This is a genomic window from Nonomuraea sp. NPDC050786, assembly GCF_040654115.1.
Taxonomy (GTDB): Bacteria; Actinomycetota; Actinomycetes; order Streptosporangiales; family Streptosporangiaceae; genus Nonomuraea.
This window is the reverse complement of the sequence record NZ_JBFAHJ010000008.1, coordinates 149,948-167,292: the sequence shown is the minus strand read 5'-3', so window position 1 is coordinate 167,292 and position 17,345 is coordinate 149,948. Positions and strand designations below refer to the sequence as shown.

Annotated in this window: 20 protein-coding genes; 9 read left to right on the top strand and 11 right to left on the bottom strand. The window is 70.8% G+C overall.

Annotated features, from left to right (window positions below):
• From cydD to AB0H84_RS17890, 3 genes are all read right to left on the bottom strand, one after another.
• On the bottom strand, nt 1-1,836 hold a 1,836-nt coding region (gene cydD / locus AB0H84_RS17900), incomplete at its 3' end, for a thiol reductant ABC exporter subunit CydD (RefSeq protein WP_357604654.1).
• Nucleotides 1,837-1,842: 6 nt separating this feature from the next.
• Nucleotides 1,843-2,607: a cytochrome d ubiquinol oxidase subunit II gene (locus AB0H84_RS17895; protein ID WP_357604651.1), complete on the bottom strand. Its 765-nt coding sequence runs from the start codon at nt 2,605-2,607 to the stop codon at nt 1,843-1,845.
• An 11-nt stretch (nt 2,608-2,618) separates the two neighbouring features.
• Nucleotides 2,619-3,788: a cytochrome ubiquinol oxidase subunit I gene (locus tag AB0H84_RS17890; RefSeq protein ID WP_357604648.1), complete on the bottom strand. Its 1,170-nt coding sequence runs from the start codon at nt 3,786-3,788 to the stop codon at nt 2,619-2,621.
• 117 nt (nt 3,789-3,905) lie between these two features.
• Here AB0H84_RS17890 and AB0H84_RS17885 point away from each other — a divergent pair, with 117 nt between their 5' ends.
• Complete coding sequence (locus tag AB0H84_RS17885) at nt 3,906-4,262, top strand: helix-turn-helix transcriptional regulator (protein ID WP_357604645.1); 357 nt, start codon at nt 3,906-3,908, stop codon at nt 4,260-4,262.
• Here the strand turns inward: AB0H84_RS17885 and AB0H84_RS17880 are convergent.
• Nucleotides 4,234-4,902, bottom strand: coding sequence for a permease prefix domain 1-containing protein (locus AB0H84_RS17880; RefSeq protein WP_357604642.1), 669 nt, complete (start codon nt 4,900-4,902; stop codon nt 4,234-4,236). The two genes, AB0H84_RS17885 and AB0H84_RS17880, sit on opposite strands and share 29 nt — an antisense overlap.
• Before the next feature lie 106 nt (nt 4,903-5,008).
• On the opposite strand from AB0H84_RS17880, the gene AB0H84_RS17875 reads away from it, so the two are divergent.
• The 3 genes from AB0H84_RS17875 to AB0H84_RS17865 are packed head-to-tail and all read left to right on the top strand — an operon-like array spanning nt 5,009 to nt 6,130.
• Nucleotides 5,009-5,362 carry a VOC family protein gene (locus AB0H84_RS17875; RefSeq protein ID WP_357604640.1) on the top strand — a complete coding sequence of 118 codons (354 nt, stop codon included), beginning with the start codon at nt 5,009-5,011 and terminating at the stop codon, nt 5,360-5,362.
• Entirely contained in the window at nt 5,359-5,703 is a 345-nt protein-coding gene (locus AB0H84_RS17870) for a metalloregulator ArsR/SmtB family transcription factor (RefSeq protein ID WP_357604637.1), read from the top strand. The genes AB0H84_RS17875 and AB0H84_RS17870 overlap by 4 nt, the downstream gene beginning before the upstream one ends.
• Nucleotides 5,681-6,130: an SRPBCC domain-containing protein gene (locus AB0H84_RS17865; protein WP_357604635.1), complete on the top strand. Its 450-nt coding sequence runs from the start codon at nt 5,681-5,683 to the stop codon at nt 6,128-6,130. Before AB0H84_RS17870 ends, AB0H84_RS17865 begins: the two co-directional genes overlap by 23 nt.
• Before the next feature lie 5 nt (nt 6,131-6,135).
• Here the strand turns inward: AB0H84_RS17865 and AB0H84_RS17860 are convergent, their stop codons facing one another.
• Complete coding sequence (locus AB0H84_RS17860; protein WP_357604633.1) at nt 6,136-7,500, bottom strand: pentapeptide repeat-containing protein; 1,365 nt, start codon at nt 7,498-7,500, stop codon at nt 6,136-6,138.
• A gap of 260 nt (nt 7,501-7,760) precedes the next feature.
• On the opposite strand from AB0H84_RS17860, the gene AB0H84_RS17855 reads away from it, so the two are divergent.
• On the top strand, nt 7,761-8,381 hold the full coding sequence (locus AB0H84_RS17855; RefSeq protein ID WP_357604630.1) for a hypothetical protein: 621 nt from the start codon (nt 7,761-7,763) through the stop codon (nt 8,379-8,381).
• Between the two features lie 3 nt (nt 8,382-8,384).
• On the opposite strand, the gene AB0H84_RS17850 is transcribed toward AB0H84_RS17855, so the two are convergent.
• Both AB0H84_RS17850 and AB0H84_RS17845 read right to left on the bottom strand, forming a co-directional pair.
• Nucleotides 8,385-8,738: an AraC family ligand binding domain-containing protein gene (locus AB0H84_RS17850; RefSeq protein ID WP_357604629.1), complete on the bottom strand. Its 354-nt coding sequence runs from the start codon at nt 8,736-8,738 to the stop codon at nt 8,385-8,387.
• A gap of 132 nt (nt 8,739-8,870) precedes the next feature.
• Entirely contained in the window at nt 8,871-10,127 is a 1,257-nt protein-coding gene (locus AB0H84_RS17845) for a prenyltransferase/squalene oxidase repeat-containing protein (protein ID WP_357604626.1), read from the bottom strand.
• A 172-nt stretch (nt 10,128-10,299) separates the two neighbouring features.
• Between AB0H84_RS17845 and AB0H84_RS17840 the strand changes: the two genes are divergently transcribed.
• Nucleotides 10,300-11,001 (top strand): endonuclease/exonuclease/phosphatase family protein, encoded by a 702-nt coding sequence (locus AB0H84_RS17840; protein WP_357604623.1) that lies wholly within the window; start codon nt 10,300-10,302, stop codon nt 10,999-11,001.
• 73 nt (nt 11,002-11,074) lie between these two features.
• Entirely contained in the window at nt 11,075-11,440 is a 366-nt protein-coding gene (locus AB0H84_RS17835) for a thioredoxin family protein (protein WP_349450233.1), read from the top strand.
• Here the strand turns inward: AB0H84_RS17835 and AB0H84_RS17830 are convergent.
• The 3 genes from AB0H84_RS17830 to AB0H84_RS17820 all read right to left on the bottom strand — a co-directional run bounded on the left by AB0H84_RS17830 (nt 11,437) and on the right by AB0H84_RS17820 (nt 15,076).
• A complete protein-coding gene (locus tag AB0H84_RS17830; RefSeq protein WP_357604621.1) occupies nt 11,437-12,213 on the bottom strand; it encodes an SAM-dependent methyltransferase in 777 nt (258 codons plus the stop codon). The two genes, AB0H84_RS17835 and AB0H84_RS17830, sit on opposite strands and share 4 nt — an antisense overlap.
• A 225-nt stretch (nt 12,214-12,438) precedes the next feature.
• On the bottom strand, nt 12,439-13,776 hold the full coding sequence (locus AB0H84_RS17825; protein ID WP_357604618.1) for a class II 3-deoxy-7-phosphoheptulonate synthase: 1,338 nt from the start codon (nt 13,774-13,776) through the stop codon (nt 12,439-12,441).
• 103 nt (nt 13,777-13,879) lie between these two features.
• Complete coding sequence (locus AB0H84_RS17820) at nt 13,880-15,076, bottom strand: FAD-dependent oxidoreductase (RefSeq protein WP_357604615.1); 1,197 nt, start codon at nt 15,074-15,076, stop codon at nt 13,880-13,882.
• Nucleotides 15,077-15,196: 120 nt separating this feature from the next.
• Between AB0H84_RS17820 and AB0H84_RS17815 the strand changes: the two genes are divergently transcribed.
• Both AB0H84_RS17815 and AB0H84_RS17810 read left to right on the top strand, forming a co-directional pair.
• A complete protein-coding gene (locus AB0H84_RS17815; protein ID WP_357604612.1) occupies nt 15,197-16,138 on the top strand; it encodes an anti-sigma factor in 942 nt (313 codons plus the stop codon).
• Between the two features lie 14 nt (nt 16,139-16,152).
• Nucleotides 16,153-16,404 carry a hypothetical protein gene (locus AB0H84_RS17810; protein ID WP_357604609.1) on the top strand — a complete coding sequence of 84 codons (252 nt, stop codon included), beginning with the start codon at nt 16,153-16,155 and terminating at the stop codon, nt 16,402-16,404.
• On the opposite strand, the gene AB0H84_RS17805 is transcribed toward AB0H84_RS17810, so the two are convergent.
• Nucleotides 16,348-17,343: an aminoglycoside phosphotransferase family protein gene (locus AB0H84_RS17805; protein WP_357604606.1), complete on the bottom strand. Its 996-nt coding sequence runs from the start codon at nt 17,341-17,343 to the stop codon at nt 16,348-16,350. The two genes, AB0H84_RS17810 and AB0H84_RS17805, sit on opposite strands and share 57 nt — an antisense overlap.
• Between the last annotated feature and the right edge of the window lie 2 nt (nt 17,344-17,345).

The following is a 17,345-nucleotide window of genomic DNA, read 5'->3' as shown; positions in this document are numbered from 1 at the left end:
CTGTGCCGTGATGTCGGCCTGCGCCGTGATGTCGCTTTTCGCGGTCGCGTCGTGTGTCGTGGCGGCGTCGCCTTCCGCCGAGGCCGCGCCGTTCCGCGCGGGCGGCTCACCGGCACGCGCGGCGCTCCCGTCCGGGTGGGACGTGCGGCGGGTGGTGTCGGAGACGACACGGCCCTCGTGGATGCGGATGACGCGGTCGGCGAGCTCGATCATGGCGGGCCGATGGGCGACGATGACGGCCGTACGGTCCTGGGCCAGGTCCGAGGTGGCCGCCACCACGGCCGCCTCGCTCCGGCCGTCCAGGCGGGCCGTGGGCTCGTCGAGCAGCAGCACCGAGGCCTGGGGACGGCAGAAGGCCCGCGCGAGCGCGACCCGCTGCCGCTGACCGGCCGAGAGGTTGGTCCCGCGCTCGCCCACCACCGTGTCGAACCCCTGCGGAAGCCCGTCCACGAAGTCGGCGTGCGCGGCGGCGGCCGCCCTCCGGACCTCGTCCAGGGTGGCCGAGGGAGCCCCGAGCCGGATGTTGCCGGCCACGGACGTGGCGAACAGGTGCGGCCGCTGCGCCACGAACGCCAGCCGCGCCCGCCAGCTCCCCAGGTCCAGTTCGCGCAGGTCCGTCCCGTCGATCAGGACCCGGCCCTCCGACGGGTGGATGAAGCCGAGGATGAGGTGGAGCAGGGTGCTCTTGCCGCCGCCGCTCTCGCCGACCAGCGCCACCCGTTCGCGCGGGCCGATGGTGAGCGAGACGTCCTCCAGCGCGGCGCCGTCCCGGCCGGGGTAGCGGACGGTCACGTTCTCCAAGCGGATCTCCGGCGCCCCGGCCGAGGGCGCCTTGACGGAGGACGCACCGCCCGAGGACTCATCGCCCGACGACGCCGGCGCGGGCCCCCGTACCGGATCGGAGCCGGATTCGTCCAGCACGGCGAAGGCCGCGTCGGCGGCGGCCACCCCCTCCATCGAGGCGTGGAAGCGCGTCCCCATCGCCCGCAGCGGCAGGTACGCCTCCGGCGCCAGCAGCAGCACCAGCAGCGCCGTCGTCAGATCCAGCGACCCCCCGAGCAGCCGCAGCCCGATCGGCACCGCCACCAGCGCCAGCGACAGCGACGCGCACAGCTCCAGCACCAGCGACGACAGGAACGCCACCCGCAAGGTCCGCATCGTCGTGCTCCGGTGCGCCTCCGCGACCTGCTGGATGACGCCCACCTGGTACCGGGCGCGCCCGAAGGCCCGCAGAGTGGGCAGGCCGCGTACCACGTCCAGGAAGTGGCCGCCGAGCCGCGACAGGGCCAGGAACTGGCGCTCGGTGACGGCCTTGGTGGTCATGCCCACCAGCGCGCCGAAGATCGGGATCAGGGGGAGCGTGACCAGGACGATGACCGCGCTCGCCAGGTCGGCGGCGAACAGCCGTACCAGGACCGCGAGCGGCACCACACCGGCCACCGCGATCGACGGCAGATAGCCGGTGAGGTACGCGTCGAGCCGGTCCAGGCCGCGCCCGGCGAGCGTGACCAGCTCGCCCGAGCGGTGGGCGGTGAGCCGCGCGGGCCCGAGGTCCCGCAGGCGCCCGAGCAGCCGATGGCGCAGCGCCGACTTCACGCCGGTCGCGGTGCGCCCCGCGAAGACGCCCTGCGTCCAGGCGAGCAGGGCGCGCACGCCCACCACCGCCGCCAGCCCCGCCAGGGCCGCGGCGGTGAACCTGCCGGACAGCACCCCGGCCAGCAACTCGGCCTGCACCAGGACGAGCAGCCCCGCGAGCACCGCCGCGACCATGGTCACGGCCAGATGGCGGCGAACCGACCGCTCGGCCCGCATGAGCCGGAGGAGATCCCTGTGCACGTGCCCTCAGAAGAACGATGGGAGTCGGAAAGCGTCCTTCCCTGGGCGGAAAGTGCGCCATACCCATATTTGCGCGCCCAGCACGATGGGCGCGAACGGCAGCACCATGACACTGAGCACATTCAACGTAGCCGGAGGCGCGCTGTGCTCCAGCAGGTACGGCATCGCGCCCGCGAGCACCCCCAGCGCCGGGACCGCCGCCACGAGCGCCGACACCGCCAGGGCGCGCCCCGACCTGGACGCCCCGAAGGCCCCGGGCGTCCGCCAGGCCAGGAACGTCCACCCGTGGAAGGCGAAGAGCAGCGTCACGACCGCTCCCAGCATCACCCCCACCGGATGCACGACCGGAGTAGCGAACCCCGTGGCCGCCGCGTGGATCGCCATGCCCCACCCGAAGGAGAGCCCGAGAGACCCGAACGCGATCATCGCGTCCCAGAACCCGCGCCACCTGAACCCGTGCAGCCGGCGCCTGAACCACAGCCCCGCGTCCCGTACGACCCAGCTCAGCAGCATGGCCACCACCAGCGGGTACAGCTTGAACAGCACCTCGCCCTCGAGCAGCGGATAGACCCCGAACAGCGCCCCGGCGACCGCCACCAGCCAGACCTCGTTGGCCAGCACGTACGGCGCGATCGCGGCCACCATGCGGTCGCGGCCCTCCCGCGTCCTGCCCAGCAGCGGCAGCAGCAGCCCCACCCCCAGGTCGAACCCCTCAAGGGCGAAGTATCCGGCCAGCAGGATCGCGAAGAGAACGAACCACAGCATTTCCATGTCAGCACTCCTCAATAGCTCAGCGCGGGGGAGCGGGACTCAGTGGCGGGAACGGCGCCGAGGTCGAGGTCGCGCGGCCCGCGCCGGATGATCCTGGCGATGAGCACGTAGTCGACGACCGCGAGCAGTCCGAGCACGCCGGCGAACCCCACGAGCGAGCCCGTGATCATGCCCGAGGTCAGCCCGGGGGACATGGCGTCGGCCACGGTCAGCTTGCCCCAGATCATCCACGGCTGGCGCCCCACCTCGCGCGCCAGCCAGCCCATGATCGCCAGGATGAACGGCAGCGGCGTCATCAGCATGAGCAGCGGATGCGTCCAGCGCCACCGGTGGAGCACGCCGACCATCGGCAGCAGCGCGAACAGGACGACCAGTCCGAGCAGCTGGCCGAACTCGATCATGAGCCCGAGCGGGATCGCCGCGCCCGGGTTGCCGTCGAACTTGCCCTCCTGGACCCCGGCGAACTGCGCGTACCCGAACCCCATGGTGAGGAAGATCCCGAGGGCCGCGGCGACCACGCCGGTCCGCAGCGACCTGGTGAAGAACTCCACGTGCTCGGTGCGGCGGCGCAGCTGGTACGCGCTCGCGCCCACCAGCACCATGGCCCCCGTGAACAGGCCCGCCCCGATGACGTGCGGGAAGGAAAAGATCAGCGCCTTGTTCGTGAGCAGGGCGCCGGCGTCCACCAGCTCCAGGCGGCCCCCGCGGGCGACGGAGCCGGCCGGGTTCTGCAGGAACGAGTTGGCCATCATGATGAAGAACGCGCTCGCGTACGCCGTCAGCGTGACGAGCCAGATGCACGCCAGGTGCAGCCATCGGGGCAGCCGCCCCCAGCCGAAGATCCACAGGCCCAGGAAGGTGGACTCCAGGAAGAAGGCCACCAGCGTCTCCATGGCCAGCGGCGCGCCGAACACGTCGCCCGCGTAGTGCGACAGGCCGCTCCACGACAGGCCGAACTGGAACTCCATCACCAGCCCGGTCACGATGCCCAGCGCGTAGTTGACGACGTAGACCTGCCCCCAGAAGCGGGTCATCGCCTCGTGCACCGGTTTGCGGGAGAGCGCCCAGCGCGTGTTCATGATCGCCACCAGCGGCGCCAGGCCCAGCGTGAGCACGACGAACAGGAAGTGGAGGCTGCCCGTCACCGCGAACTGCGTACGTGCCAGTTCGAGTACATCCATCACGACTCCGTCGGTTGTTATGCCTACCTACATATAGACAGCCTACATGTAGACTGTCTACATGAGCGCACACCTCCGTACTTCGGCTGGGCTCTTCGGGGACCTAGGATCGACGTCATGAATCCGGACGCGCTGCGCGGCCACATGGACGCTCTCCTGCTCTCTGTCCTGGAGAGGGAGCCGCTGCACGGGTACGCCATCATCGAGGCGCTGCTGGAGCGGAGCGGAGGCGCGCTGAACGTGCCCACCGGCACCGTCTACCCCGCGCTGCGCAGGCTGGAGCGGATCGGCTACCTGTCCAGCGAGTGGGCGACGGTGGGCGGGCGCAAGCGCCGCACCTACCGGCTGACGGACTCGGGCCGGAAGCGGCTGGAAGGCGAGCGCTCGGCGTGGCAGGAGTTCGCCACCGTGATCGGCGGCGTGCTGCGCCCCGAAGCCGCCGAGGTCAGCTCCGTGCGAGCCGCGGACGGCTGACGCGCAGGCAGCGCGTGGCGCCGTAGATCTGCAGGCCCCAGAAGGCGGACGTCACCACGTTGGCGAGCACGGAGGGCAGGGCGGCCACCTGGCTCGCGCCGTTCGCGCCCAGGGTCAACGCCACGCTGAACACCCCGGTGACGGGCAGCATGGCCCAGACCAGCACGCCCAGCGACCTGGTCACCAGCCGCGGCCGGCGGATCCAGCGGGCGCCCCGGCTCAGGGCGAACAGGGCGAGCCCGCCGTACAGCCCGACGCCGAGCTGGAGCACGTCGAGCAGCCGCGAGACGGGCATGTACCAGACGGGCGCGTGCTGCCAGGTCAGCTCGTTGCCGGGATAGAGGCGCCAGATCACCGACCACATCAGCGCGGTCATCGGCACGCTGATGAAGAGCAGGAAGCCCAGCCGGCGCCCCGCCGAGGCGGTCAGCTCGGCCTGGTAGCCGGGCGCGACCTCGGCGACCTGCCCGAACTCCGCCACCGCGACCCGCTCCGCCTCCACCCGGTCCAGCCCCTCGGCCTCCAGCGCGTCGGCGGTGTCGGTCAGGCTGTCGCGTGCCTCGACGACCAGGTCGCGCTTCGCCCCGTGCGGACCTGCCAGGGCGCGGTCGAGCTCCGCCACATAGTCGTCGATGCGCATGGGACCCAGTCTACGGAGAGCGATCTCGGGGGCCTATCGGGGAAGTCCCCGATATCTTCCAGGGACGACTTGATATGTAGGAAAAATCCTACGTATAGTGTTCGACATGCCGATATCCCAGATCCGCACCGTCACCGTGCCCGTCGCCGACCAGGAGCGGGCGCTCGCCTTCTACGCGGGCGTGCTCGAGTTCGAGGTACGCGCCGACAACCCCTTCCCGATGGGCCGCTGGCTCACCGTCGCCCCCAAGAGGGCCGAGACCACGTTGCTGCTGGCCTCCTGGTTCCCCGGCATGGCGCCGATCGGCGGCCTGGTGGTGGCCGCGCCCGACCTCGACGCGCTGGCCGCGCGGCTGCGCGAGCACGAGGTCGCCTTCGAGGGGCCGAGCGACGAGCCGTGGGGCCGGCAGCTGCTCTTCCACGACCCGTTCGGCAACGGGTTCGTGGTCAGCCAGGCATGACCCCGGACCACGTGTTCGCCGCGCTGGCCAGCCCGGCCAGGCGGGAGCTGCTGCGCCTGCTGCTCGACGAGGGTGCCCAGCCCGCCGGGCGGCTGGCCGAGCGGTTCGACATGAGCAGGCCCAGCGTGTCGGAGCATCTCAAGGTGCTCAGGGACGCGGGGCTGGTCGCCGAGACCCGCATGGGGCGGGAACGGCACTACCGGCTGGAGGCGGCGCCGCTCATGGAGATCCGCGACTGGCTGACCCCGTACGAACGGTTCTGGCGGGAGAAGCTCGCCGGCCTCACGACCCTGCTCGACGAGATGGAGGACGACGACCATGCCCCACGACAGGACGGCTGAAGACCTGCGCGCGATCAGGCTCGACCAGTTCATCGCGCACCCGCCCGCGAAGGTGTGGCGGGCGCTCACCGAACCCGAACTGCTGGCGCGCTGGCTCATGCCCAACGACTTCAGGCCGGAGGTGGGGCACCGGTTCACGTTCACGACCGAGCCCAAGCCCCAGGTGGGCTTCGACGGGATCGTCCACTGCGAGGTGCTGGAGCTGGAGCCGGAGAAGCTGCTGAAGCTCAGCTGGAGCGACCGCAAGAAGGCCGACTGGACGGTCACCTGGCGGCTGGAGCCCGAGGGCAGGGGCACCCGGCTCTTCCTCGACCACGAGGGCTTCGACCCGGACGACGAGATGCAGCAGCTCTCCCGCCGGATCATGGGCGGCGGCTGGCGCTCGCACGTCTTCCGCGCTATCGCCGCACTCGTCGACGAGCTCTAGGGGCTCTAGGGGTGCACGGCCGGGCTGGGCGGCTCGGCCTGGCGGTCGGCGTGTGAGGTCGAGGTCCACAGCACGGCGGCCGCGACGATCGTCAGCAGCATCGCGAACCAGCCCGCCGCCCGCCCCATGCGCAGGCCGTACCCGCACAGGAGCCAGGAGAGCGACAGCCACCAGCGGTGATCGGCCTGGCGGCGCATCTCCATGGCCGCGAACGCGAAGTCGGTCGAGGTGGCGCTGTCGCTGGGCCGCAGCCCCGCGTAGAGCGCGGCCAGCCCGTCGGGCGTGGCGCCGGGGTCGCCCGCCGCCGCCCAGCCGCGCATGGTGTGCTCGTCGGCCAGTGCCCGGCGGCGGGAGAACCAGCGCAGCATCGGCCAGCGCAGGCTCACCCGCACGCCGCGCGGCGTGAGAGCGAACGTGCAGTCCTTGACGCGCACCCCCGAGGGATGGGCCAGCCCGGCGAACCGGCACGCCGACAGGTCCAGCCCGAACAGCGCCAGGCTGGCCGCGTCCACCAGCCGCAGCGACGACAGCATGGACCTGCCCCGGCCGGTCACGGTGGCGGGGCCGCGCAGCACCGCGCCTTCGAGGTCGGCCTGCGAGTCGGTCAGCCGCAGCGTCGTCGAGCCGGCCACCTCGACGCCGCGCAGGTCCACGCCGCACCGCGCCACCGCCACGTCCAGCAGCCCGTCGGCGCGGGCCCTGGCCACCGAGAGCCGGCCGGTGGCCGAGAGGTACGCGTCGGCGGCGAAGTGCGCGCCCTCGAACCCGGCGTGCCCGCTGACCTTGCGGAAGGACACGGTACGGCCGAAGCGCGCCCCCCTGAAGGTGGCCCCGTCGCCCAGCCTGGCGCCGTCGAAGGTGGCGTACCCGTCGAACCTGGCCCGCTCGCAGGACAGCCCGTGACCGAACACGGCCTGGCTGAACAGCGCGTCACGCGACATCACGGCCCGGTCGAGCGAGACGTGCCCGCGCACGGTGACGCCGTGGAAGGAGAGCTCGCGGGTGAACCTGGCGCCCGCCAGCGACACGTTGCCCTCGAAGCGGGCGTCGAAGAACGAGGCCAGCCGCTCGAACCTGGCTCCGTCCAGCGACACGTCGCCCGTGAACGTCACGCCCGCGAGCCGCACGTCGCCGGTGAACCTGACCCGGTCGAGCCGGGCCCTGCCCGGCTTGGCGCCGACGGCCTCCAGGACTCTGGACAGCAGCTCGCTGTTGATCGTGGTGCCGCGCAGGTCGAGCAGGCGACCAGGGACCATCTCGTCAAGGACCTCGGAGAGCCGGTCAGGAGTGAGGTGTGCGAGGCAGAAGCCGGTCGGACGGCTAGCGATTCCGGTGCAGGCAGCCGAATACGCGCAGGTGACCCAGTCCATGCACTGGTTCATACCCGCGGGACGCCGATGTCAAGGTTCGAGTTTTTGGCGTGCTATTCACTTTTCGGGGGCATCGGCCCGGCGCAGGGCGGCGGCGGCGCCACTCCGCCCTCTTTTCTCGTTCTGGGATCAGCCGTAATCTCGACACCAAGGGGACTCGCTGAGTTGAAGAGGATTCGATGGACGGTAATGCGTTCAATCGCCTCACGAGTGCTCTCGCCACGAAAGTCTGCCCCGCCGGAGCGGGCGTCCTGTCTCCCGTGACGGCCCGCAATTTGCTGCGCATGGCCCTGGGGCAGCTGGCCGGCGATCCGGCGCAGCGGGAATCGGTGGCGCGCCGTTCGTACGCGCATCCGAACGGGTTCGACCGTATATCGCTTTACTCCGAGTCCGGAGGCATGGAAGTCCGCGTGCATCTCTGGTGGACCGGGATTGTCTCGGACGAGACCATTCACAACCACGCCTGGGATTTCAGCTCCCTCGTGCTGTGCGGATCGCTCCGTTTCCAGCTGCTCCAGGACGTCCCCGGCGGCGATCCGTACGACCGTTACGACTCCACGATGCCGCCGGGCGGCGTGCCGGGCGACTACGGGTTCGAGCTGACCGGACACGCCTCGCTCGAGGTGGCCGTGGACGCCGAGGTGCCGGCGGGCTCGTTCTACCGCATGCACCGTGACACCTATCACCGGGTGCTGGCCGCGCGGGAGGGGGCGCCGATGACCGCCACCATCGTGGTCAGGGGGCCGGTCCGGCGGAGCTTCTCGCACGTGCTGGTGCCCGCGGGGACGCCGATCCCGCGTACGCGCTCCATGAAGCGCCTCGAGGGGGACGAGATCATGGAGAAGCTCGGCTTGCTCCTCGGCCTGCTGGGCGGGCCGTGACCGTCATTCGGCGTCGAAGACCTGCTCCTGGCCGGGCCACCAGGGCGGCGTGGAGGTCAGCAGCATCCTCAGCCCGTCGCCCTCGTAGGTGAACTTCGAGCCCTTGGGGATGGTGACGAGATCGCCCGGGTTGCAGTGCTCGCAGCGGTCCTCGATGTGGAACGTGCCGCGCCCCTCGATCACGTAATAGACGAAGTCGCACTCCTGCTGGAGCAGCCGGGCGGGCACCCGGCCGGTGATCTCGATGATGAGGTGGCTGCTGCTCGTCAACCGGCCGCTCGACCCGAAAAGCTTGCCCCGATGCCCCAGCTTGTCGAAGCTCCATTCGGCCGGCTCGACGAAAACGTGGGTGGTCATCGTCACCTTCCCGGTCCGGTGCAGAGCTGTGGTAGAGCCTAGGCGGTGGTGCGGCCGCTTGTCGGGGAAATGGTGCTCGGGCATACTGATTTTTCTATGATCGCACCTGGGGGCGCGATCTTCAATTGCCGGTCAAGGCCGATTCTTCTGCGCTTTGCCGATGCGTTTTCCGGCCCAGGCCAGGGCGAGCGTGAGCGCCAGCCAAATGAGAGAGCTAATCAGGTTCGTCCAGATGCCGGGGATGTCGATCTTGAGGCCGCCGAGAGCCGCGGCCAGTACCGGCTGGATGTATTGCCAGGTTTGGGCCACCAATAAAGCCCCGAAAGCCAGATAAAGGAACGACTCGCGCGCCCATGTGCCGGCCCTGCGCAGGACCTTGGTCAGCTCGCTTTCCAACGTTCCAACCGGCTGCGTGGGACGGACCTCCAGCCATTTGGTCAGGGCGACCATGATCTGCGTGGTGCACCAGACGAACTCCGTCGGGTCGTACTCCTCGAACAGCCACGCCCCGGACGGCCGCTGGCGCTCGAGCAGGTAGCGGACCGCCCGCTCCGCCGCCTGCCGGCAGCGCGGATCGGAGGGGAAGTCGGCGAGGGCCAGCAGCGCCCACCCCGTGCCGTAGTGGACGCACCGCGACGGCGTGCCCTCCAGTTCGGCGGTGAACCATTCGTCGTAGCTGTTCTCCCAGGACCCGTCCGCCTTCTGGCGTCCCAGGAGGTACGTCACGCCGTCCCTGACCCAGTCGACCTCCTCCGGCACGCCGGCCAGCCGCACCGCGTGCAGGACCTGCGCCGTCGTGGCGGCGTTGGGGGTCGCGCCGACCTTGATGCCCCAGCCCTTGCTCTCCGGCTCCTGCATCAGCCGCAGCCGCGTCGTGATCAGGCCGCGGAGGTCGTCGAGGCCGTCCTGGAGGGAGAGCGCCCAGAGGGTGAGGGCCGTGGGCAGGGTGCGGGGGTTGCCGATGTCCCGTCGCGTGGTGGCCGCGGCGCCCTGGTCGTCCACGCAGCCGCGCAGGTACTCCACCGCCCGCTCCACGTGCGGGTCGTTGCCGCGGTGCCAGCCCATGTCGCGCAGCGCGATGACGACCCAGGCCGTGGCCTCGGCGGGGGAGTACTTCATCTCCCTGGACGGGAAGCCCCCGTCGGGGTTCTGCCGGCGGCGCAGCCAGTCCGCCGCGCCGGTCAGCATCTCGGAGTTGGGCTCGCCCCCCACCGCCAGCATGCCGCGGATGCCGTCGAGGGTGCCGCCCCACTCCGTCGGATCCTCGTCCACGTGGTGACCCCAGCCTGACCCGTTGGGCAGGGACTTGTAGCACCCGCGCAGCCACTCCTTCGCCCGGCGGAGCCCTTCCCTGGCGTCGGGCTGATCCTGTCGAGTCGGTCCTGCCATGTCCCCCCAAGCCGAACGCGATGCCTCTCCTACCCTTCTATCGGAACAGAGTGACGAACGTCACAACACCCGCCGAACCGGGTGTACTTCCGGGCCGATAGCGTCGTGTTCCTGGATGGCGTCGGGCCTGACCCCTGGGGCCCGGGGAATTCTGGGAGAAGGTGAGCGTGCAATGGCGCACGTTGATCGATCCCGGACGCGTGTGCTGCGCGTCGGGACATGGAACATCCACGAAGGCGGCGAAGACTGCTCGGCAGCGCACGACGTGGTGCGGCTGATCCAGGAGCAGGACCTGGACGTACTGGCCCTGCAGGAGGTCGTTTTCGACGGCGCACGCTCGCCGATGCTCGACGCGATCGCCGGGCGGACGGAGCTGCGGCACATCGAGGGCCAGCCGCTGTCACCGGCGGTGCGCGCCGCAGGGTCCTCCGGCATCGCGCTGGCCGCCAGGTTCGAGCTGCGGGACGTCAGGCGCGCCGTCCTGCCCAACCCGGAGCTGGTCAAGGACGACTGGCGCTCCTACGACAAGGGGCTCATGACCGCGCGGCTGGCGTACGGCAGGCGCATGATCACGGTCGGGAGCCTGCACATGGTGCCCTTCCACCGGTTCGGGCGCCGCGCGGAGGAGCCCGTGTTCGGCCACATCTGGGAGCAGGCGGCCAAGGAGATCGCGTACGCCCTGCTGCCCCTGACCTTCGTGGGCGGAGACCTCAACACCGTCCGGCGCGATCTCCTGGGCCTTCCGCTGCTCTCGACCCACGAGGGCGGCGTGGACACCATCCTGCACCCCCCGGCGGTCCCCAGCCGGCCGCTGGAGCCCATCCCGACGTTCTCCGACCATCCCTGCCACGTGGCGGAGTTCGCGGTGGCATAGTCAGTGGAATGCCCGGGAACGGGTAGGGGTTCATACCGATGACTCATTATCAGCGACGAACGAGGAGCCACTTGTGGCGACCATCGAAGTAACCGAGAAGAACTTCAACGACATCGCCGACAAGGGGATCGTGCTGCTCGACTTCTGGGCGGAGTGGTGCCCGCCGTGCAAGAAGTTCGGCCCGATTTTCGAGCAGGCTTCCGACAAGCACGACGACATCACGTTCGGCAAGATTGACACGGACGCCGAGCAGGGGCTTGCGCAGGGCTTCGACATCACCTCGATCCCCACCCTGATGGCGATCCGCGACGGCATCGTGGTCTTCGCCCAGGCCGGCGCCATCCCGGCACCCGCGCTCGAAGACCTGATCCGGCAGGTCCGCGCGCTTGACATGGACGCCATCAGGGCCGAGCTCGCCGAGGAGCTCAAGCAGAACTAGGCGTTGTCCGGCTTGCGTCCCACTCCGACGTACCCGAACGTGATCCCGTTGCCCGGCGCGTCCGGGTCGTCGGGGCGCCAGCCGTTCGGGTACGTCAGCCCCGGCGCCTCCAGCTCGTAGCCGTCGAAGAAGCGCAGGATCTCGTCGTGGGTCCTGAGGCTGAGCGCGGCCGTGGCCCTGCGGTAGATCTCGACGGCCTGCGGGGTGGTGTCCGGCGTGTCGTCGATGGCGTGGCTGATCACCAGCCGGCTGCCGGGCGCGCTCACCTTGCGCACCTTCGCCACCAGGTCGTACGCGATGTCGTCCGGGATGAAGTGCAGGATGGCCAGCATCAGGAACGCCACCGGCCGGTCGAAGTCCACCAGGCCGCCCAGCTTGTCCAGCAGCGCGTCCGTCTCGCGCACGTCGGCCTGCAGGACGTCCACGTCGTCGGTCCTGGCCAGCAGGGCCCTGCCGTGCGCGCACACCACGGGGTCGTTGTCCACGTAGACGACGCGCGCCTCCGGGGCGATCTCGTGCGTGTTCCCCTGGGTCGGCAGCCCCGCGCCGAGGTCCACGATCTGCCGCACCCCGGCCTCGACCAGGTGCCGCACGGCGCGGCGCAGGAACGCCCTGTTCGCGCGGGCGCCCTCCTTGGTGTGGGGGAACGTCTGCAGGATCTGCTCGGCGGCAGCCCGGTCGACCGCGAAATTGTCCTTGCCGTCGAGGTAATAGTCGTACATACGCGCGACGTTGGGGATGTTGGGGTCCACCCCCTCGGGGGCACTGTCCACGGTTACTCCCGAAATTCGCCCTCTTTGCGGGCGATCATAGCCGCGGAACCCCACATTTCTGCCGAATTCGGTTCTCTTTTTCGTCCCAATGAGACGCGTTTCACCCGTTATCAGCGCCTGGTATTGGGGCCGCTTCATTCCGTTCTCGCCGTGGCGCCGGCGTGCTGTCACGCGTCCGCCCCGAGCGGAGTGGAGCACTCGGGGCGGGCAAGGGGTGAGCAGGGGTCAGCCGCGGTAGAGCTCCGCGACGCGGAAGGCGAGGTCGAGGGACTGGCCGCGGTTGAGCCGGGGGTCGCAGGCCGTCTCGTAGCGGGTCGCGAGGTCGCCCTCCACGATCTCGTGCCCGCCCCCGACGCACTCCGTCACGTCGTCGCCGGTGAACTCGATGTGGATCCCGCCGGGGTGCGTCCCCAGCGACCGGTGCACCTCGAAGAACCCCGCCACCTCGTCGAGCACGTCGTCGAGCCGTCGCGTCTTGTGCCCGCTGGGCGCCTCGAACGTGTTGCCGTGCATCGGGTCGCAGATCCAGGCGACCTGCGCCCCCGTGGCCGTGACCTCCTTGACCAGGGCCGGCAGGTGCTCGCGGATCTTGGATGCGCCCATCCGGGTGATGAACGTGAGCCGCCCCGCCTCGTTGCCCGGGTTGAGCTTGTCGATGAGCGCGAGCGCCTCGTCAGGCGTCGTGGTGGGCCCGAGCTTGACGCCGATCGGGTTGCGGATCTTGGAGAAGAAGTCGACATGCGCCCCGTCCAGCTGGCGGGTGCGCTCGCCGATCCAGACCATGTGGGCCGACACGTCGTACGGCCGCCCCGTACGCGAGTCGATCCGCGTGAGCGCCCGGTCGTAGTCGAGGATCAGCGCCTCGTGCGAGGAGTAGAACTCCACGGTGTGGAACTCCTCAGGATCGGCGCCGCAGGCCCGCATGAACGCGAGGGCCTGGTCGATCTCCCTGGCCAGCTGCTCGTAGCGGCGCCCGGCGGGCGACTCGGCCACGAAGTCCTGGTTCCAGGCGTGCACCTGGCGCAGGTCCGCGTAGCCGCCCTTGGTGAACGCGCGCGCGAGGTTGAGGGTCACGGCCGAGGAGTGGTACGCCTTGAGCAGCCGCCACGGATCGGGCCTGCGCGCCTCGGCGGTGAAGTCGAACCCGTTGACCATGTCGCCCCGGTAGGCCGGCAGCTCGACCCCGTCGCGGGTCTCGGTGGGCTTGGAGCGCGGCTTGGCGAACTGCCCCGCCACCCGGCCGATCTTCACGACCGGCACCTTGCCCGCGTACGTCAGCACGATCGCCATCTGCAGCAGCGTCTTGAGCTTGTTGCGCACGTTGTCGGCGGTGGCGCCGGAGAAGGTCTCCGCGCAGTCGCCGCCCTGCAGGACGAAGGCCTCACCGCGGGCGACGGCGGCCAGCTGCTCCTTGAGCTGGTCACACTCCCCGGCGAAGACCAGCGGGGGCAGGCCGCCCAGCTCGGCGACGACCTTGTCGAGCTCGCCGCGATCGGGCCAGTCTGGCTGCTGCGCCACGGGAAGGGCACGCCAGGAATCGAGATCCACGAGATTGCTGCTCACGAGATACGAGGGTAATCCACCGGCTCCGCCCTGCCGACCGTGTTGTCCACGTTTTGGATGCCGCCGGGGCGTGAGAAACAGGTTCCCCCCGCCCCGGCGGAGGTCAGGACTCCCGCACCATCACGTGCTCGGGCCGGACGCCCAGCCCGATGAACCGCCGTACCAGCCGGTTCACCAGCGGAATCTTCGCGAAGTCGCCCGGCAGCGGCGACGGATCGAACTCCTGTCTCAGCGCCCGTCTGATCACCATGTTCTGGACCACTCGCTGGGCCGCCTGCGTCATCCTGGTGGGCAGCATCCGCCGCTTCTGCAGCAGGTGCAGGGTCGACTCGGGGATCGGCGCGCCGGACCTGAGCGAGCCCGCCAGCAGGTTGGCGGCGGCGACCGCGTCCTGCACGGCCAGGTTGATCCCGACCCCGAACACCGGCGACATGGCGTGCGCGGCGTCCCCGATGCACAGGAATCCCGGCCGGTGCCAGCGGCGCAGCCGGTTGATCACCACCGTGAGCACGCTGACCTGGTCGTAGCTCTCGATCTCCCCGATCCGGTCGGCCAGCCACGGCAGCAGCGACGCGACCGGCCGGCGGAGCGCGCCGATGCCCTCGCGTACGAGCTCGTCGAACCCGCCCTTGGGGATCACGTACGCGAGCTGCCAGTAACTCTCCCTGTTGATCGCGACCATCATGCTGCCGCTGGAGATCCGCAGGAACGTGTCGTCGCGGTCGGAGGCGTGCCTCGGCAGCCGGAACCACACCACGTCCATCGGCGCGCCGAGCTCCTCGGGCACAAGCCCCGCCCGTTCGCGCAGGATCGAGTGGCGCCCGTCGGCGGCCACCGTCAGGTCGGCCCTGATCTCGTGCTCGCCGGACGCGTCGCGGTAACGCAGCCCGCGTACGGCCCGGCCCTCGCGGATGAGGTCGTGCGCCTCGGCGTTCATGAGGAGCCGGAAGCCCGGATACTTCTCGGCGGCCGACGTGATGAGCTTGAGGAAATCCCACTGCGGGACCCACGCGATGTAGTCGTAGGCGCCGGGCAGCCCGCGCAGGCTCGCCAGCCTGACGTCCCCCGCGTCGGTCACCATGCTGATCTCGCGCGCCTTGCGGTGCGGGATCTTCAGGAAATCCTCGGCCAGCCCGACCTCGTCGAGCACCTGCAACGTGGACGGATGGATCGTGTCGCCCCGGAAGTCACGCAGAAAGTCGCCGTGCTTCTCCAGCAGCGTCACCTCGACGCCCGCCCTGGCCAGCAGCAGCGCGAGCATCGCGCCTGCCGGGCCGCCCCCCGCGATTACGCAGTCCATAATTCATCACCCGATGAGATTGTCTCACGTCATGAGAAAAGAGCAACCCCCCATGGCCATCCGACATGCCCGAACGGCCGAAGTACATGCGTGAGCCGCCTCTCACACAAGGGAGTGGACATGACCGACGGACTCCACACCCTCTCTGGCGCCTACGCCGTGCACGCACTGCCGTACGCCGAGTGGGTGCTGTTCGAGGAGCACCTGGTGGCGTGCCAGGTGTGCGGGACGGAGGTACGGCGGCTGCGGGAGACGGCGGCCAGGCTGGCGACGGTGGTGGCCGCGCCGCCGCCCGCCGCGCTCCGCCCGCGCCTGCTCGCCGCCGCGCACGACTCCCGGCGTCCCGCCGCCCGGCCGGATCAGGTGCCCGACGACAGCCCCGCTGCCTGGCGCCCCCCGCAGCTCGTGGTCCCGCCCGAGCGCGGACCGGAGAACGCCCCCACGCTCGCGCTCCCGCCCCAGCCGCCGCCCGTGCCGCCTGTGCCGGCGAGCTCGCCGACGGTCCGTGTCCCGGCCGCTCCGTGGCAGCCCGCCCCCACGGAGCCGCCGGAGGTGCGGGCGGTGCTTGAGGAAGGCAGGGTGGTGCCGTTCAGGCGCGGGCGGAGCAAGGCGCTGGCGGGCCTGGCGGCGGTGGCCGCGGCGGCCGCCGTCGCCTTTGGTGCGGTCGCCATCGACGCCCGCCGCGACCAGGACGACCTGGCCGCGCGGAACAGGGAGGTGGCCGCCGTGCTGGCCGCGCCCGACGCCGAGACGGTACGCCGGCCCGTCACCGCGGGCGGCACCGCCACGGTCGTGATCTCCCGGTCCAGGGGGCGCATGGTGTTCGCCTCGTCCGGCCTGCCCCGGCTGCCCGGATCCAAGGGGTACGAGCTGTGGCTGATGGGCCGCGACGGCCCCCGCCCCGCCGGCATGCTGGGCCCCGCCGAGGACGGCGTGACCACGCCCCTGCTGGTCACGCCGGAGCGGGAGGACGACCGGGTGGCGCTGACGGTCGAGCCCGCGGCCGGATCCGGCAGGCCGACGACCCGGCCCATCCTCCTGGCCGATCTTCCGGGAGCCTGACGCATGGTGACGACGTGCTGTCCGGACCGCTCGCCAGGTCCGGCGACACCTACGTCTACCACAGCCCGTTCTCCATGCGGCCCACCGGCGAGGACGACCGCGACGGCAAGCTGCCGCGCGGCCGCCACACCGTCGAATACCGCCCGATCGACGCCGCCGGCAACTACGGAGCGCCGAAAAGCTTCACCGCCACTACGATCGCCGTCAGGCTATCCGCGGGCGCCAGGGGAGGAGCCTACGAGGCGGTCGAGCACCGCGGACAGTGAGCCGAACGCGGCGTCGCGGAGCCCGGCGTACTCGTCCTCCGGATACTGCCGGGGCCCGTTCTCCACCAGCAGGATCAGATAGAGGTAGGCGCGGTAGAGGTCGAGCCGGGTGCGCGCCGCCGGGGTGAGCTCCAGCGGCGTCACCTCGCGGTAGCCCGCCAGCAGCGGGTCGTCCTCCGTCAGCTCGCCGAAGATCGTCGGCGTGACGAACTCGGCGATCGGGTCGCCCCAGAAGGCGCGCTCGTGGTCGATGATGGCCTGGATCCGCGGCGGGCCGCTGAGGTCGAGGAAGACGTTGCCCAGCCACACGTCGAAGTGCACCAGCCGCGGCGTCGTCACCTCGTCGAGCACGGGCGACGCCGCCTCGACCACGGCCATGATCTCCGCCGCGGGGCGCGGCAGCGGCGTCGGGTAACGCTCGGTGTCGCCGAGCAGCGCCCCCACCATCGCCAGGAACCCCTCCCGCCAGGTGGCGCCCACGATGCCGGCGTGCGGGTAGCCGAACACCTCGCCGGTCACCGCGTTGAACCTGGCCAGGTGGCGGCCCAGCTCCCGGCGCAGCTCCTGCTCGCCCTCGGGCTTGGCGTCCTTCCACGGCACGCCGTCGAGCGCGTCAAGCAGCAGGTAGTCGCCGCCCAGCACCGGGTCGTCGAACCCGGCGCGCAGCAGCGTCGCCACCGGCACCCCGGCCTGCGCGACCAGCTCGTAGGCGGCGGCCTCCATGCGCAGCAGGTTGCGCTCGTAGCTGAGCTGGTCGAGGTCGGGCGACGGCGACAGCTTGAGCACCACGTCGCGCCCGTCGTCCAGCGTCAGCCGCCAGACGGCGTTGGCGTAGCCGTCGGTCAGCTCGGTGGCGGCCGTCACTCCCGTGCCCAGCGCGCGCCGCACCAGGGCGTCGAGCTCGGCGTCCGTTAAGCGGCGCTTGGTTCTACTGTCCACGG

Excerpts from the sequence above, each read along its gene's own strand:
- AB0H84_RS17875 (WP_357604640.1), top strand. The coding sequence starts at position 5,009 with ATGCCGATATCCCAGATCCGCACCGTCACCGTGCCCGTCGCCGACCAG.
- AB0H84_RS17860 (WP_357604633.1), bottom strand. The coding sequence starts at position 7,500 with ATGGACTGGGTCACCTGCGCGTATTCGGCTGCCTGCACCGGAATCGCT.
- AB0H84_RS17865 (WP_357604635.1), top strand. The coding sequence starts at position 5,681 with ATGCCCCACGACAGGACGGCTGAAGACCTGCGCGCGATCAGGCTCGAC.
- AB0H84_RS17880 (WP_357604642.1), bottom strand. The coding sequence starts at position 4,902 with ATGCGCATCGACGACTATGTGGCGGAGCTCGACCGCGCCCTGGCAGGT.
- AB0H84_RS17840 (WP_357604623.1), top strand. The coding sequence starts at position 10,300 with ATGGCGCACGTTGATCGATCCCGGACGCGTGTGCTGCGCGTCGGGACA.
- AB0H84_RS17820 (WP_357604615.1), bottom strand. The coding sequence starts at position 15,076 with ATGGACTGCGTAATCGCGGGGGGCGGCCCGGCAGGCGCGATGCTCGCG.
- AB0H84_RS17815 (WP_357604612.1), top strand. The coding sequence starts at position 15,197 with ATGACCGACGGACTCCACACCCTCTCTGGCGCCTACGCCGTGCACGCA.
- AB0H84_RS17885 (WP_357604645.1), top strand. The coding sequence starts at position 3,906 with ATGAATCCGGACGCGCTGCGCGGCCACATGGACGCTCTCCTGCTCTCT.
- AB0H84_RS17895 (WP_357604651.1), bottom strand. The coding sequence starts at position 2,607 with ATGGAAATGCTGTGGTTCGTTCTCTTCGCGATCCTGCTGGCCGGATAC.
- AB0H84_RS17890 (WP_357604648.1), bottom strand. The coding sequence starts at position 3,788 with ATGGATGTACTCGAACTGGCACGTACGCAGTTCGCGGTGACGGGCAGC.
- AB0H84_RS17870 (WP_357604637.1), top strand. The coding sequence starts at position 5,359 with ATGACCCCGGACCACGTGTTCGCCGCGCTGGCCAGCCCGGCCAGGCGG.
- AB0H84_RS17845 (WP_357604626.1), bottom strand. The coding sequence starts at position 10,127 with ATGGCAGGACCGACTCGACAGGATCAGCCCGACGCCAGGGAAGGGCTC.
- AB0H84_RS17850 (WP_357604629.1), bottom strand. The coding sequence starts at position 8,738 with ATGACCACCCACGTTTTCGTCGAGCCGGCCGAATGGAGCTTCGACAAG.